The organism is Bacillus sp. FJAT-44742 (assembly GCF_002797315.1).
GTDB classification, from domain to species: Bacteria; Bacillota; Bacilli; order Bacillales; family Marinococcaceae; genus Thalassorhabdus; species Thalassorhabdus alkalitolerans.
The window spans coordinates 1,853,480-1,869,918 of sequence record NZ_KZ454936.1 but is presented as its reverse complement, the minus strand read 5'-3'; the positions used below and the strand labels follow the sequence as shown (position 1 = coordinate 1,869,918).

The window sequence follows — 16,439 nt, the reverse complement described above, 5'->3', positions numbered from 1 at the left end:
AAAATAAATAAAATATATTGTCAGAAAATTAAGTTTGTGATATTGTATTTGGTATACAATATTTTATTTTGAGGGGGAAGCCTATTGGAAAAGAAAGTGAATGGGGACTCGCTGTTAGCAAAGGCTGCTTCTAATAAAGTATCTGTTCAGGGGGAAACGAAAAAAAGAAAGTGCAGTAATTGTACATGTGTCTGTAAGAAGTAACTGGAATTGTGATTCTCTACATTCATAAAGATTTTAAAGGAGGATTTATTTAAATGGCTATTATAAAAATTAAAAACACGGATAGACAATTAGAGGTAGAAGATAATTCTAACATCCTGAGAAACTCATTAAGATACGATGGTGATGTACCAAACCGCTGTGGTGGAGGGTATTGTGGGACATGCCTCGTAAAAATTGAAGATGGAAGTGAAAACCTGGATAACATTAAACCAGCTGAAAAGAAGAAAGTAGGAGAAGATCTATTGGAAGAAGGATATCGACTGGCTTGCCAGACATTTGTTGTAAAAGATGAAATTACTCTTTCTTGGGATAAAGAAATGACTAAAAAAGTACAAAGACAGAAAGTAAAAAAAGTAAGCACCTAAGTTTGGGTGTAATTTAGTAGAATGATATGTTCCATCGGGAATGTATCATCGGTCTTTTTCACTTTTTGGTATACAATATACCTAATAACAAGAATATGAAGGAACGTAAGAGTACGGAGCTAAAGGAGACAGGATTTATGACTACTAAAGAACATATACATGATATTACGATTATAGGGGGCGGGCCCGTTGGTTTATTTACTGCTTTCTATGCAGGGATGCGTCAGTTATCTGTAAAAATCGTAGAAAGCCTGCCCCATTTAGGGGGACAGCTTTCAGCCCTTTACCCAGAAAAATATATTTATGATGTTGCAGGTTTTCCGAAAGTGAAAGCACAGGAACTAGTTGACAGGCTGTGGGAACAAGCTAACTACTTTAACCCTGATGTTTGCCTCGGAGAGATGGTTGAAAATATTGAGGTCCAAGAAGACAAAACAATTAAGCTTACCACTAATCAGCAGGTTCATTTTACGAAAACAGTTATATTAACGGCAGGCAACGGTGCTTTCAGTCCAAGGAAAATTGAATTGGATAATGCAGTACAGTATGAAGGGAAAAATCTCCATTATTTTATAAATGACTTGAACAAGTTTAAAGGAAAAAATGTACTGGTGTTTGGAGGCGGGGACTCAGCAGTGGATTGGGCTTTAATGCTTGAACCATTAGCAAAAAAAGTAACGCTGGTGCACCGACGGGAAAAGTTTCGTGCCCATGAATTCAGCGTGGAGCAGTTATTTAACAGCTCTGTTGATATTAAAACACCTTATATACCTGACTGTTTCCAGGGAGATCATGACACTATTAAAGAAACAATCTTAAGACACAGCAAAAAAGAGAGTGACAGACAAACCGTGGAAGTGGATGATGTTATTGTTAATTTTGGATTCCTCTCTTCACTTGGGCCGATGAAAGACTGGGGGCTTACGATTGAGAAAAACTCTATTGTAGTAAATTCAAAAATGGAAACTAACATTCCCGGGGTATATGCGGCAGGAGATATTTGTACGTATGAAGGAAAAGTTAAGCTGATTGCAACTGGCTTTGGTGAAGCGCCGACAGCGGTAAATAACGCTAAGTCCTTTATTGATCCGAAGGCGAAGGTGCAACCGCTTCATAGTACAAGTATATTTTCTTAATAATAATAGAAGGGCGGGTCGATGATGGCAAAATATACAATGGTGGATAAAGAGACATGTATTGCGTGCGGGGCTTGCGGCGCTGCTGCACCTGAGATATTTGACTATGATGATGAAGGACTGGCAGAAAGTATAGTAGATGGTAATAAAGGGGTAGAACAAGTGGACGAGGAGCTTGAAGAAGACTTGCTGGATGCAGAAGAAGGCTGTCCGACAGAATCAATTAAAGTCTCAACGGAACCCTTTTATTCAACGGTATAAACATTTCCTCTTCCACTTTGGTTTCTTTTTTCTATACGCTAACATAGTTAACGCTTCCCATAATGCATCTTCTCTGTGGGGAGCTTATCTAATGGATCACAAAGGAGATAGAGTTTACGTGTTTTCCCATCATTTTAATGAGTCCATATTAGAAAGAATATTATAAATTATTGAACTTTTGCAATTTAGGTTTTATCTTTACTTCGTTCGGTATACAATAAACCAAGGAGAGTGTAATAAATAAAAAAGAAAGAAGTGGAGAGAATGTTTATGAAGATTCTACCTAAACAATTAAATTGGTGGGAAAATATGTTTGAAGAAAGGGTCGTTCAGGTCAAAGAGGACCAGACAGTCTCTTGCGAATTATACGGACAGGTTTGCAAATCACACTGTGAACAATGTCCCTGGTTAACAAGTGAAACAACCGAATATAATGAAATTGCATGCCGTCCACCTGTCATTTAAGGATGCCACGTGATAGATAATAAAAAAACTGCCCCTCAAAAATAATATAGGCGCAGTTTTTTTATCATTGGAAAGGAGTGAGCTTTAATCATCAGTACAGATGAACAATAAGCAGCTGTTTTTCCTACTCGATCTGTTTTTCTTCCTTCCTTTTTCTTCCTTTTAAAAGTCCCACAGAACCCCTAAAATCGTGTCCCGTTTTGCCTTTCATTAATATTGAGTGATTCTGCGGACAGCCCCTTTTTAGAATAAGAGGCCTCTATTTCTAGAGTTTTTTCAAGGCATCATTCTATGAACACCAAAGTTTTACCGTTACTATATACCGTGTTGTCCCTGTCAGAGTATCAAATGGATCATACGACTTTATAAAATGGTTAACTACCATTATTGTATGAAAAAATGTTGAATTTACTTGAGAAAATAGGACTTATTTTACCTTTTTCCAGCAGTAAATCCTCTCTTATATTCATATCATATTAATGATTCAGGTTATAAAGAAATAGAAATTAGTGACTGACTACAATCGTCCTTAACAAGCACAAAAAGAAAATCTGATTGAAAAGAATATAGAAATAGACAAAAAAAGATAGCGTAGATCTCGACCTTTCTGGTGGGGAGAGGACCTAGTCATTATGTAAACATTGCCATCCCTCCAATTATGTTTCACAACTACCAGGGTTAAAAAGGACCCGACAAAAAAGACGTGAGCACAGCACTATGCTGAACTCACGCCCAGGAATCTGTTAGACAGCTTCTATAAAAAAGATTAAAAGATAAGTTGTAGAATTGAGATAAGAACCAATAATAATACGAGGTACATAAAGGTAAAACCAGCATTCCACCGTGATATCTTATAAGGATCTTCGTCTATGATATTAGACATAAGCCCTAGGGTTGCATTATATGGACCCATTAAAAATGCCGGCACCGCTCCTCCTAACATAGCTAACGTGAAGACAACCGGCGAGATGCCAAGGATAGAAAAGTCGATTGCTTCAACGAGAAGTGCTAAAGCAACAGCCGGATGCAGGCCAATAAAGGCTAAAGCAAGGGGTAACAGCGGCACAATAAATAAAAAAGCATGCTCTCCTATAACAGTTATCAGTCCCCCAATCCATTTATTAATAGTTTGTTCTGTACCCGAAATACCGATGGCTGAAATGAAAAAACCAGCAGATAAAAAGATAAAAAACTGGTCTTTCATTTTCAACAGGTGAGTATCAAAGTGCTCTTTTAATCCAGTCAAAAATCCCTTGCCTTTCTGGATAAGAAGCGCCCAAGTAAAAGAAAATGGGATGACTAAAATCGTAACTAAAAACAAGAAACTTACGTCTAAGTATAGGTCTGCAAAAGTAATAATGACGTTTAATAAGAGAACAGCACCAATTAAATGAAACAGCTTAGAAGTTTTTTCACCTTGAGAAGAATGATCTATAGCTGCTGCCATTTCTTTGTAAGCTTGAGGGCGTCCTAATGGGCTTGGAGCATGGTATTTTTTTGATAAGTAAACTCCAGTGGCCCAATCCAGCAGAAGGCCTAAAATACTTAAAGGAATCAGAATAGGAAGCATGGCTCCCCAGGAGACACCAGTCATTTCGATTACAATCCCCACGATCGGCGTGACAGGTGTCCATAATAAAGGCATAGCAAAGCCGTGAGTAATAGACCTGCTCATGAAACGAGGTTTATTCGTAATAGAAAACAGTCTGATCGATGGCTGAATCGCATAATACGTCATTGGGAGGGCAGCGAGATTCATAAAGGAGCTTAAGAAGTAAGATATCCCGGAAGACAGCATGTAAAGCTGGCCAGAATTTTTTACTTTTTCGTGTATAATCTTTTGAACAGCTTCAGCATAGTTCCCTAATTTAATGGGCAAAGCTAGAATGGGGACCAAGGCAAATAAACTTAGTAAATTAAGCATGCTGCCAAATGAAAATAAATACTGGCCTGGGCTCGTCCCACTCGTGTAAAGCATAAATATCCCCAAACCCAGAAAAGCAAGACCGAATTTTAATACCATTTTATTAACTAAAGTGATAGTTAGTAAAATACTTAATAGGGATAGAAGTGAAACAAGGAATTCAACGGCAGGAGAAGGGAATAAAACTGATAAAAGATACACACTTATTAGTACGGTAAACAAATAATTCAGCATCCGTATCCACCTACTATTTTGTTTTTATTGCAGACAATTCAAAAAATACTAGCTTATTAAATAATTATTTGTATACAATATACCACAAAGTGCTATATAATAAAAAGAAAACGATGAGAATTTCTGCGTTATCGGTTTTCTTCTTTACTGAAATAAGCTACGGAAGTTGGTTTCATTGGTTTAATGCAGGAAATACGGTATACTTTTAGGAATAAGGTAGAAAACAAGGGGGGGATTTCATTGAAAGGCTGGTTTGAAGAGGAAATTATATCCATCAGGGAGCGAGCATATATATATTTGAAAAATATGATTCTAGAGGGCGAGTATAAAGCTGGTGATCGTTTGGTTGAACGAGAACTGGCTGAAAAAATGAACATTAGCCGAACGCCAATCAGGGAAGCACTATTTCGATTGGAGTCTCAAGGCTTTGTTAAAACGGTTCCTCGAAAAGGAGTGCTTGTTTCACAAATTTCCACGGAAGAAGTTATCGAAGTGTTTACGATTTTATCTTCACTAGAAGTGTTGGCGGCGAAGTTGGCTGCACAGAAAATTTCAGAGACTGAAAAAGAGAAGTTTGATCAATATATACAAAAGATAACGACAGCTCTGGAGAAAAAGGATTCAGCTGAAATTTCTCAACTTCATATTGAAATAAGCCACGCTTTATATAGAGCGGCAAGAAGCCCTAAGCTTTATGAAATGCTGACAGACTTAATGGACTATATCCGCGCTTTTGCCTCCACCGGCCATAAGCTTAAAGGGCGGATGGAGGAGTCCATGAGAGAGCATTTAGCTGTCTTAAAAGCTGTGAGAGACCATGAGGTCGAGATGGCGGAATACCTTACGAAGATTCACATCGAAAACTCCAAGAGAGCCTACATTGAAGCAATTAACAGTAAAAACAAACAAGTTTCTGAAGGGTAATGATAAATTCTTGTCATCGCCCTTTTTTTATTGCTGAAACTGTTGTCTGAAAATTCTTATTATGGTATATTGTATACCATAATAAGAATTTTTCTTTTAGGAAAGGTGGAGGAAGAAAAATGATCTTAGTTTGCAGCGACCATGTTAAGGATGGAATTGAATTGCTCCACGCACCCCATATTAAAAGAAATGACATGAAAAGCCCATGCCGGTTTTGTCACAACGAGGCAAGTTTTGAAATTTATTATTTTAAAGTTTTGGAGGAGGTAAATTAATAGTGAAAAATCGGAAGGTCAAGGGCCTCTGATTACCGGTATGCAGTGATATTTTTAAGGTTTTGCGTTCTTGCTTTTTGCTACGCTTCATTCTAAGATTAAAAAAGGAATTTAGGCGGCAATTCTGGCCTGAATAGGAATCTATATCGTTGTTTGCATATACCTTATTTCTATAAATGGACAAGAAGGAGTTGGATGATATGATTGATCAACTTTCCTGGAAAGTTGGCGGTCAGCAAGGTGAAGGGATTGAGAGTACAGGAGAGATCTTCGCTATTGCTTTAAATCGTTTAGGATATTATTTATATGGATACAGGCATTTTTCTTCACGAATTAAGGGCGGACATACTAATAACAAGATCCGTGTAAGTACCAAACCGTTAAATTCTGTCTCGGATGATCTTGATATATTAGTAGCGTTTGACCAGGAAACAATAGATGTGAATGTTCATGAATTAAAGGAAGGCGGCATTGTGATTGCCGATGCAAAGTTTTCTCCTATTCTTCCTGAGGAAGGAAAGGCAGAACTTTATCCTGTCCCTTTTTCAGAGATTGCTAAGGAATTAGGAACTTCCTTGATGAAAAATATGGTAGCTGTCGGAGCTTCTGCTGCTGTTTTGGGCCTTGCTCCTGAATTGTACCGAAACGTCGTGCAAGAGATATTCGGGAAAAAAGGGGAAGCGGTAGTTGAGAAAAATATGGAAGCTTTACAGCAGGGCGCAGCCTTTTTCAAAGACCAGGCTGGTGAAGTAGAGAGATATCATTTAATAGAAGCTGACGGGAAAAAGAGAATGTTTATGATCGGCAACGACGCGATCGGACTGGGAGCTGTCGCTGGCGGTGCCAGGTTTATGCCGGCCTATCCGATAACCCCCGCCTCTGAAATTATGGAATATCTCATTAAGAAATTTCCAGAGTTTGGCGGAACTGTTATCCAAACAGAGGATGAAATTGCGGCAGCAGTTATGGCCATTGGGGCTAACTATGCAGGGGTAAGAGCATTAACAGCGTCAGCCGGGCCCGGACTTTCTCTTATGACAGAAGCGATCGGTCTGTCAGGGATGACAGAAACTCCTCTGGTAATTGTTGATACACAGCGGGGCGGCCCGAGTACCGGACTGCCGACAAAGCAGGAACAATCGGATTTAATGGCGATGATTTACGGCACGCATGGAGAAATCCCTAAGATTGTGATGGCTCCAAGTACAGTAGAAGAAGCCTTTTACGATACGATAGAAGCTTTTAACCTGGCAGATGAGTACCAGTGCCCTGTCATTATGGTTACAGATCTGGCACTTTCACTCGGGAAACAGACAGTAGAGCCTCTTGATTATGAAAAAATCACCATTAACCGTGGAAAATTGGACTTTCATCCAGACCTTCCGGAACAGGATCCGGCAGAATACTTTAAACGTTTTGCCGTAACGGATGATGGCGTTTCCCCTCGTGTGGTCCCAGGTACAAAAAATGGAATTTTTCATGTGACTGGAGTAGAGCATGATGAAACAGGAAAGCCTTCTGAACACCCGGTTAATCGTAAAGACCAAATGGACAAGCGAATGAGGAAGCTTTCCGCTGTTTCAGACCGATTTGATACACCGGTGGCTTATACAGACACCCATGACCATGCTGACCTTTTGGTTATTGGCGTTAATTCAACAAGGGGGACGATCAGTGAAGCAATTCCTCGTCTAGAAGCAGATGGTGTCAAGGTAAACCATGCACAAATCAGGCTTCTTCACCCTTTCCCAAGCGATGAACTTAAGCCGCTTATGGACCGAGCTGATAAAGTAGTCGTTGTTGAAAATAATGCCACCGGACAGCTTGCCAATATTATTCGCTTAAATACAGGGGCTGCCCATATCGAAAATATTTTGAAATATGACGGTAACCCATTTCTTCCATCAGAAATTCATAATAAATGCAAGGAGGCTGCACATCGTGGCAACATTGAAAGAGTTTCGCAATAAGGTTAAACCTAATTGGTGCCCGGGGTGTGGAGATTTTTCCGTCCAGGCAGCGATTCAAAGAGCAGCTGCCAATTCAGGCCTGGAACCTCATGAACTAGCTTTGGTCACAGGAATTGGCTGTTCAGGACGCCTTTCCGGCTATATTAATTCATATGGGTTTCATGGCGTGCATGGAAGAGTTTTGCCTTTAGCACAAGGCGTGAAAATGGCCAATCGTGACCTTACAGTGGTTGCTTCCGGAGGAGACGGAGATGGTTTTGCTATCGGAATGGGCCATACGATCCATTCGATCAGAAGAAACATCGATATTACCTATATCGTCATGGACAACCAAATTTATGGACTGACCAAAGGACAGACTTCCCCACGCAGTGAAATGGGGTTCAAAACCAAAAGCACGCCTGGAGGATCGATTGAATCGTCACTTCATGTTATGGAAACAGCGTTGACAGCTGGCGCCACATTTGTTGCTCAAAGCTTTTCAAGTGACTTAAAAGAATTAACATCCTTAATTGAGCAAGGAATGGCTCACAAAGGATTCTCGTTGATTAACGTCTTTAGTCCATGTATTACGTTTAATAAGGTCAATACTTATGATTGGTTTAAAGAGAATCTAACGAAATTAAGTTCAGTAGAAGGATATGATCCATCCAGCCGCATGCAGGCAATGCAGACGCTCATGGAAAACAATGGCCTAGTAACCGGATTAATCTATCAAGATACTGAGAAGCCATCCTATCAGGAGTTAGTGGAAGGCTATAAAGAAACTCCTCTCGCACACGAGGATCTCGACTTGGATGAAGAAAAGTTTAATGAATTGTTAAATGAATTTATGTAATCGAAGGGAAGGATCTTCTTAGATCCTTTCCTTCTTTTTATTTCCTTTGGTAAGCTAGGGGAGGAAAATGTAAGCAGGAGGGTACACGTCATGAAAGAATTAAAACAATTGTTGCATCGAATTGATCATAAAGGATACAAAGCGTACAAAGATTGTAAAGGCACCTACCGTTTTCCTCGTTTTATTTTACACATTGATCATGTGCAGGCAGATCCCTATGCTAGTCCTTCGAAAATAAGAATTGAAATCAAGCAGGAATCGTTTCCGATGAAAAAAGAGTGGTTCTCCTCTCGTGCCAGAAAGATTGCTGTAGAAGATTATTTTGCACGAAATGCAGCCGAGAGGATAAAGAAAAATCATTTTCGCTCTTTAACCATAGACGCACCTGGTCAGGAGGTCTTAGAGCGCAGTGCTTGCGTTGCAGCTGATAAAGGTCTTGAGCTTCGTCTGTCCCTTCCTTGCCGGCAAGGGGACGGACAATCTTAGGAAAGCAGGCTGCAGTTATTCTTACTGAAGAACTGCCTGTTCTAATCAATGAGGCAGTCTTTGGTTTTGAGGAAAGCAGGCTAACAGAACAATTAATCCTTACTGACCAGCAAGAAGCCATTCGTACCTATTTACATAAAAACAAACTCGTTTCTTTTGTAGCCAATGGCTCAATTCTTCCCAGGGAAAGCGGGATAAGCAATAAACCGTTGCAATCTTCAAGGACAGTGAGCTTTCAATCCCCGCCTTCCATGGAAATTGAGATACCAGTTCCCCACCGTTCTCCCATCAAAGGCATGGGATTGACCAAAGGAGTAAACTTAGTCGTTGGCGGCGGATACCACGGGAAAAGCACTCTCCTTGAAGCCATTGAGCGAGGAGTATATAACCATAGACCAGGTGATGGCCGTGAATACGTGATTACCGAAGAAAGTGCATGTAAAATCAGGGCTGAAGATGGACGCAGTGTGAAGGGAGTGGATATTTCACCTTTCATTTCGAATCTTCCCATTCAAAAGAATACACAACACTTTTCCACTGATAATGCCAGCGGGAGCACGTCACAGGCAGCAAATATTATGGAAAGCATTGAAGCAGGTGCAGAAACATTGCTTATTGATGAGGATACAAGCGCTACTAATTTTATGATTCGAGACAGTCGAATGCAGGCTCTTGTTGCTAAAGAGAAAGAGCCGATTACTCCGTTTATAGATAAGGTTACAAGTCTGTACCAAGAGCACGGCATCTCAACAATCCTTGTCGTAGGAGGATCAGGAGATTATTTTGAAGTTGCTGATAAAGTGGTCATGATGGATGAATACACCCCTGTGGATGTTACGGAGAAGGCCAAAGAAATTGCAATGGGCGGCAAACAAAGAAGGGATTTATTTGATGAATCGTTTGGAGATTTCAAAAAAAGAATGGTGAAAAAAGAAAGCTTTAACGCCAGAAAAGGCAAGAAGGAAAAAGTGGACGCCAAAGGGAGAACCACCATTTTTTATGGCCGGGAAGCGATCGATCTTTCTTTTGTCGAACAACTGGTTGACCCCAGTCAGACAAGGGCTGTAGCTGCCGTTATAAAGTACTGTGCTGACAAGCTTTTTGATGATCAAACATCTCTGCCTGAAATTCTTGATAGAGTTGAAAAGGAAATGGAGGAAAAGGGAATTGACATGGTTTCTTCTTTTCAAGGTAAGCATCCGGGGGAGCTTGCCAAGCCAAGACGCTTGGAAGTAGCCGCAGCCATCAACCGCCTTCGTTCCCTTCAAGTGGCAAAGCCCCGTTAAATATAAGGAATTATTGTGTTTGTAGTCATTTGGAGTTATAATTTACTATTGTATCTTTGTCTTCCAACAGATCATTTTGTTTATATAAATAGAAGTGTACCACCTGTAAGAAAGGAGTTAACACAATGAATGAAGAACAGCGCAGGCAGCAGCAAGGGTTAGAACCTGAAGCTGAGACAGAGTCAGTGGAAAAGAAACAGACTCCAAAGGAATACAATAAATACTTCGACTTTTCAAAAGCAAGCATTGAATCTTCAGAAGACGGCAAACAATATATGAAAATAGGCGGCCGCAGTATTTTAATTAATGACCAGCCTGATTATAAAAAGGGAAAGCGAAGAGGGAAAGAGGAAGTGGAGGTTCATTATGATTTCTCTATCCCTGAAGAAATGAAAGAGATTGGCAAAGGGAAAAAGTACCTCATTCGCACATATGGCTGTCAAATGAATTACCATGATACGGAAAACATGGCTGGCATACTAGAAGGTATGGGCTTTGAAGCAACAGAAGAAACAAACGAAGCCGATTTTATTTTGCTTAATACCTGTGCAATCCGGGAAAATGCGGAAAACAAGGTGTTTGGCGAAGTAGGACACTTAAAGCCTCTCAAGCAGGAAAAGCCCGAGCTTATGTTGGCAGTATGTGGCTGTATGTCCCAGGAAGAAGCCGTAGTGAACCGAATTATGCAAAAGCATCAGCATATTGACTTAATCTTTGGAACGCACAATATTCACCGCTTGCCTCAACTCGTTCAGGAGGCACTTTATGGGAAAGAAATGGTGATTGAAGTCTGGTCCAAGGAAGGTGACGTTGTTGAAAATATGCCGCGAAAGCGGGAAGGCAAAACCCAGGCGTGGGTGAACATTATGTATGGATGTGATAAGTTCTGTACGTACTGTATTGTACCCTACACTAGAGGCAAAGAACGAAGCCGGGTACCAGAGGATATTATCGCTGAAGTAAGGGATCTTGCCAGACAGGGATACAAAGAAATTACCCTCCTTGGCCAAAATGTTAATGCATACGGCAAGGATTTAGATCAAGAGTACGGCTTGGGAGATTTGATGGATGAAATCAGAAAAATAGATATCCCCCGTGTTCGCTTTACGACAAGCCACCCGCGTGACTTTGATGATCATTTAATTGAAGTACTTGCAAAAGGCGGAAATCTGGTTGAGCATATTCATCTGCCGGTTCAGTCAGGCAACAGTGAAGTGCTGAAGCTTATGGCCAGAAAATATACAAGAGAACACTATGTGAAGTTAGCTAAAAAGATTAAAAAAGCTATTCCTAATGCTTCCTTTACTACAGACATCATCGTTGGTTTTCCTAACGAAACAGAAGAACAATTTGAGGATACCCTTTCGCTGATGAAAGAAATGGAATATGATAGTGCATATACGTATATTTATTCTCCTAGAGAAGGAACGCCAGCAGCTAAAATGAAAGACAATGTTCCCATGGAAGTAAAAAAAGACCGCCTGGCCAGGTTAAACAAAGTGGTCAATGATATTGCAGCTAAAAAGAACCTGGCACTTCAGGATCAAGTGGTTGAGGTGCTTGTGGAAGGTGAAAGCAAAAAGAATCCAAATATCTTGTCAGGAAGAACACGTACCAATAAACTCGTAAACTTCGCTGGTCCAAAGTCTGTAATAGGTGAAATAGTATATGTAAAAGTAACAGAGGCTAAAACGTGGTCGCTCGATGGCCAACTTGTTGAACATGCAGAGGTGAATAAGTAGATGTCAGAACAATTTGTTTCAAAAAAAGAAGTTCTTTCCCAGGCAAAGGAACTAGGAAAGTTAATTGCAGGAACAGAAGAGGTTGATTTTTTTAAGCGAGCCGAAAAACAAATCAACCAGAACTTAAAGGTGCAGGAATTAATTGGTCAAATTAAGAAAAAGCAAAAAGAGGCTGTTAATCTTCAACATTACCAAAAAGGTGAAGCATTGAAGAAGGTTGAAAAAGAAATTGATGAATTGAATGTCCAGCTTGATGAAATTCCAATTGTCAATGAGTTTAAAAGCAGCCAGACAGAAGTGAATGAACTTCTGCAGCTTGTTTCCGGAACCATCTCTAATAAAGTGACAGATGAAATTATTACTTCGATGGGCGGAGATATGCTTCAAGGCACAACAAATAAGAATCCGTTTTTAAACATTAATAACAAATAAGATCCAAAGAGGGTATCTCCAAAAGGCTGACTTTTGGAGATACCCTCTTTTTTTGGTCTAGATAGGATCCACGTAAACGATTACAACTGATTTCAAGAGCAAGGGCAGCATCCTTCCTGACCCTTTAGATCCCCATTTACCCGACAGGTCTTTCTTCCTGGAAAGCCTGAGCAGATTTCGCGATACTCTTTCGGTAAACAAGAAGTTCAAGACCCTGCAGCTCATAATTTTCAGCTTGAAAAATCGAAGCGGCCTGGCTCCTCTCCCTAAAAAAGGCGCAGAAGGGCAACGTCTTGATAAGTAAATTATTTTTTTCCTTACACTTGTATTTTTCTTCATTTGCTGAGGAGTCGGACAATATTTTGTTCATGTTTTTAGAGCCTGTGCATAGGTATTAGGGGTGAGGACTACTTTTCTTATTTACATCATGAGATAAAGGATAGGCAAATTCACCATTAGTTCTGCATAGGTATAGGTAAAAGCCTGATTGTACGTGCTGCGTCCAACAGGGGGCTATTCAAGAAGGAGGGAAGGGAAATGTCTCACAGTGAAGAAATAAAATATCGAGAGATTATCACGAAAGCAGTTTGCGGGAAAGGGAAAAAATATTCAAAAGAGCATCATGTCGTTAAAACGCCGCACAAACCTTCAAGTATTTTAGGGTGCTGGATCATTAACCATAAGTATGAAGCTGACCGCAAAGGAGATAGTGTTGAAATAGCCGGGTTCTACGATATTAACATTTGGTATTCTTATGAGGATAATACAAAAACGGAGGTTACCACTGAGAATGTGCAATATAAAGAGTATGTCCCTTTAACCATGAGAGATAAAGAAGTCATGTCTGATGATTTTGATGTGATTGCAAGGACCATTAAACAGCCAAATACATTGGAAGCATCCATTGGAGACAAAGACAGAGAGGTAAGGGTAGAAGTGGAGCGCGAGTTTGCAGCTGAAATTGTCGGAGAAACAAAGGTATGCATCCAAATTCATCCTGATGCTGAAGACCATGATTATGAGGACATTAAGTGGGATGAGCAAGTATCTGATGAAGAATTAAAAGAAATTGATACGGATTTTCTAGGAGGCAAACACGATTATAAAGACTAAACACCTGTAACCCAGGTGTTTTTCTTTTGTCTTTGTTTTTTCCATTATTACTATTTATTCTTCATGTACTGCCCCTCTGATGAAGAGAAAGAGAGTATGATATAATATGTGACAGCAAAATTGTACGAGTAGAAAGATAGACTTGGAGGAATTGTTGTGGCGAAAGAAACACCTATGATGAAACAATATAAACAAATAAAGGCCGATCACCAGGATGCCTTTCTTTTTTTTAGACTTGGAGACTTTTATGAGCTCTTTTTAGAAGATGCGGTAAAGGCCGCCCAAGAGCTTGAAATCACGTTAACAAAAAGAGGACAGGGCGAAGACAGCATTCCGATGTGCGGTGTTCCTTACCATTCAGCCGAGCATTATATTACACAGCTGATAGCTAAAGGATATAAAATAGCCATCTGTGAACAGGTGGAAGACCCTCGGACAGCCAAAGGAGTAGTGAAGAGGGAAGTCGTTCAATTAATTACCCCAGGCACTGTAATGGATGGAAAAATGATTGATGAGAAGGAAAACAATTTTATAGGAGCTGTACATGACTTTGAGGACGGAACGGTTGCGTTGGCAAGAATTGACTTGACTACAGGGGAGTCTGTGGCCTCTCTTCTTACTGATGATCCAAAAGATTGGACCAGAGAACTTGCCGGGACCTCTGTGAAAGAAGTAGTTGTCTGCAGGGAAGCACCAGAACGGATTCTTGAAGAAGTCAAGAAGCTGGGGATCACGGTTTCCTATGAAGACAATGCGGAGGTTGACCATGCGTTTCACTCCTTATGCCGCCATGTACAGCAGGATAAGATTATACAAACGTATGCCAGGCTGACCAACTATTTGTCAAGCACCCAGAGAAGGTCGCTAGATCATCTGCAGGCCGTGGAAATCTATAACCCTAACAATCATATGCAAATCGACGTTTTTTCTAAACGCAATCTGGAACTCACTGAAACGATCCGTGAAAAAACAAAAAAAGGCTCCTTGTTATGGCTGCTTGATAAAACAGTGACTGCGATGGGAGGACGATTACTGAAAAGATGGATAGAGCAGCCTCTATTAGAAAAAGACAGTATTAAGGAACGCCATTCACTTGTGTCCTCCTGGCTTGAAAATTTTTTTGCAAGAGAAGATGTCAGAGACAAATTAAAAGAAGTCTATGATCTTGAGCGTTTATGTGGGAAGGTAGCATACGGAAATGTCAATGCGAGAGAGCTTGTGCAATTAAAACGATCTCTTTTACAAGTTCCAGGAATCATTGAAATCATATCTTCTTTAAATAATGAGTACGCGAGCAAACAAATAGAAAGCGTGGATATATGCAGCCCATTAGTAGACTTACTGGAAAAAAGTCTGGTAGACGAGCCACCCATTTCTATTAAAGAAGGCGGCATGATTAAAGACGGCTACCACGAGCAGCTGGATGAATACAAGCATGCCAGCCGAAACGGCAAGGAATGGATTTCTTCTCTTGAGAAAAAAGAAAAAGAACGAACTGGCATCAAATCTTTAAAAATTGGCTACAACAAAGTATTTGGATACTACATAGAAGTCACCAAGGCAAATATCCCTTACCTTGAGGAAGGCTTATATGAAAGAAAACAAACGCTCACGAATGCCGAACGCTTTATTACTCCGGAACTTAAAGAGAAGGAAGCTTTAATACTGGAAGCGACCGAGAATATTGAACAATTGGAGTATGATCTGTTTCTTGCCATACGCGAACGGGTGAAAGACTACTTGGCTCCTTTACAGCAATTGGCAAAAATTATTAGTGAAATAGACGTTCTTCAGGGCTTTGCTGTGTTAAGTGAAGAACAAAACTATGTAATGCCTTCGTTTTCAGAGAACAGAAAGGTTGTAATCAGAGAAGGAAGACACCCTGTCGTAGAGCAAATGATTGAGCGGGGTGAATACGTGTCCAATGATGTCACCATGGACAAAGAATGTGAAATGCTGCTTATCACTGGTCCAAATATGGCGGGGAAAAGCACGTACATGAGACAGCTTGCCTTACTTTCAATTATGGCTCAAGTAGGGTGCTACGTACCAGCTGCAAAGGCAGAGCTTCCTTTATTCGACCAGGTCTTTACAAGAATAGGAGCAGCAGATGATCTGGCAGCCGGGCAAAGCACCTTTATGGTAGAAATGCTTGAAACTCATCATGCGTTATCCAAGGCTACAGAAAACAGTTTAATCTTATTAGATGAAATTGGACGAGGAACCTCTACCTATGATGGCATGGCCCTGGCACAAGCGATTATTGAACACATTCATAATAACATTGGAGCCAAAACCCTGTTTTCCACCCATTATCACGAGTTGACAGCCCTGGATCAGAATCTTCCTCGTATGAAAAATGTGCACGTATCCGCGATGGAAGAAGACGGAGAAGTTGTTTTTTTGCATAAAGTCATTCCAGGGCAGGCTGATCGAAGCTACGGAATTTATGTAGCGAAGCTTGCGAGCCTTCCTGATTCTGTCATAGAGAGAGCTGAGGTGATCTTAAAAGAGCTTGAAGGTGGACAGTCTTTAGTAAAAACAAGATCTCTTGAAGATAATGAGAAAGAGTCGTCTCCTCAGCAGCTTTCACTGTTTCAGGAAGAGCCAGCTGCTTTAAAGCACACAAAAGCTTCTGAAGAAAAAGCTTCCTCCCAGGCAAAGGGCGTGCTTACAGAGTTAAAGAAAGCAGATGTGTTGAACATGAGCCCTATTCAGGCACTGCAGACTTTATATGACTTGCAGCAAAAAATAAAAGACTGA

14 protein-coding genes are annotated in these 16,439 nt (G+C 40.4%); 13 read left to right on the top strand and 1 reads right to left on the bottom strand.

What is annotated here, in order from left to right:
* Positions 1 to 257: 257 nt before the first annotated feature.
* From CEF17_RS09260 to CEF17_RS09245, 4 genes are all read left to right on the top strand, one after another.
* Positions 258 to 590: a 2Fe-2S iron-sulfur cluster-binding protein gene (locus CEF17_RS09260; RefSeq protein ID WP_100399281.1), complete on the top strand. Its 333-nt coding sequence runs from the start codon at positions 258 to 260 to the stop codon at positions 588 to 590.
* A 137-nt stretch (positions 591 to 727) separates the two neighbouring features.
* Positions 728 to 1,726: an NAD(P)/FAD-dependent oxidoreductase gene (locus tag CEF17_RS09255; RefSeq protein ID WP_100399280.1), complete on the top strand. Its 999-nt coding sequence runs from the start codon at positions 728 to 730 to the stop codon at positions 1,724 to 1,726.
* 24 nt (positions 1,727 to 1,750) lie between these two features.
* Complete coding sequence (locus CEF17_RS09250; RefSeq protein ID WP_100400862.1) at positions 1,751 to 1,987, top strand: ferredoxin; 237 nt, start codon at positions 1,751 to 1,753, stop codon at positions 1,985 to 1,987.
* Positions 1,988 to 2,257: 270 nt separating this feature from the next.
* Complete coding sequence (locus CEF17_RS09245) at positions 2,258 to 2,452, top strand: hypothetical protein (protein WP_100399279.1); 195 nt, start codon at positions 2,258 to 2,260, stop codon at positions 2,450 to 2,452.
* 766 nt (positions 2,453 to 3,218) lie between these two features.
* Here CEF17_RS09245 and CEF17_RS09240 read toward each other — a convergent pair.
* Positions 3,219 to 4,610 carry a hypothetical protein gene (locus CEF17_RS09240; protein WP_100399278.1) on the bottom strand — a complete coding sequence of 464 codons (1,392 nt, stop codon included), beginning with the start codon at positions 4,608 to 4,610 and terminating at the stop codon, positions 3,219 to 3,221.
* A gap of 240 nt (positions 4,611 to 4,850) precedes the next feature.
* Here CEF17_RS09240 and CEF17_RS09235 point away from each other — a divergent pair, with 240 nt between their 5' ends.
* The 9 genes from CEF17_RS09235 to mutS all read left to right on the top strand — a co-directional run bounded on the left by CEF17_RS09235 (position 4,851) and on the right by mutS (position 16,439).
* Complete coding sequence (locus CEF17_RS09235) at positions 4,851 to 5,534, top strand: GntR family transcriptional regulator (protein ID WP_232725479.1); 684 nt, start codon at positions 4,851 to 4,853, stop codon at positions 5,532 to 5,534.
* Positions 5,535 to 6,009: 475 nt separating this feature from the next.
* Positions 6,010 to 7,779: a 2-oxoacid:acceptor oxidoreductase subunit alpha gene (locus CEF17_RS09230; protein ID WP_100399276.1), complete on the top strand. Its 1,770-nt coding sequence runs from the start codon at positions 6,010 to 6,012 to the stop codon at positions 7,777 to 7,779.
* Positions 7,751 to 8,617 carry a 2-oxoacid:ferredoxin oxidoreductase subunit beta gene (locus tag CEF17_RS09225; RefSeq protein WP_100399275.1) on the top strand — a complete coding sequence of 289 codons (867 nt, stop codon included), beginning with the start codon at positions 7,751 to 7,753 and terminating at the stop codon, positions 8,615 to 8,617. Before CEF17_RS09230 ends, CEF17_RS09225 begins: the two co-directional genes overlap by 29 nt.
* A 90-nt stretch (positions 8,618 to 8,707) precedes the next feature.
* Entirely contained in the window at positions 8,708 to 9,103 is a 396-nt protein-coding gene (locus CEF17_RS20945) for an ABC-ATPase domain-containing protein (RefSeq protein WP_332835293.1), read from the top strand.
* Entirely contained in the window at positions 9,076 to 10,389 is a 1,314-nt protein-coding gene (locus CEF17_RS09220; RefSeq protein WP_332835292.1) for an ABC-ATPase domain-containing protein, read from the top strand. The genes CEF17_RS20945 and CEF17_RS09220 overlap by 28 nt, the downstream gene beginning before the upstream one ends.
* A 125-nt stretch (positions 10,390 to 10,514) precedes the next feature.
* On the top strand, positions 10,515 to 12,131 hold the full coding sequence (gene miaB, locus CEF17_RS09215) for a tRNA (N6-isopentenyl adenosine(37)-C2)-methylthiotransferase MiaB (protein ID WP_100399274.1): 1,617 nt from the start codon (positions 10,515 to 10,517) through the stop codon (positions 12,129 to 12,131).
* Entirely contained in the window at positions 12,132 to 12,563 is a 432-nt protein-coding gene (locus tag CEF17_RS09210; RefSeq protein WP_100399273.1) for a YlbF/YmcA family competence regulator, read from the top strand.
* A gap of 537 nt (positions 12,564 to 13,100) precedes the next feature.
* Complete coding sequence (cotE, locus tag CEF17_RS09200; protein WP_100399271.1) at positions 13,101 to 13,676, top strand: outer spore coat protein CotE; 576 nt, start codon at positions 13,101 to 13,103, stop codon at positions 13,674 to 13,676.
* A gap of 174 nt (positions 13,677 to 13,850) precedes the next feature.
* Positions 13,851 to 16,439 carry a DNA mismatch repair protein MutS gene (gene mutS / locus CEF17_RS09195; protein WP_442857451.1) on the top strand — a complete coding sequence of 863 codons (2,589 nt, stop codon included), beginning with the start codon at positions 13,851 to 13,853 and terminating at the stop codon, positions 16,437 to 16,439.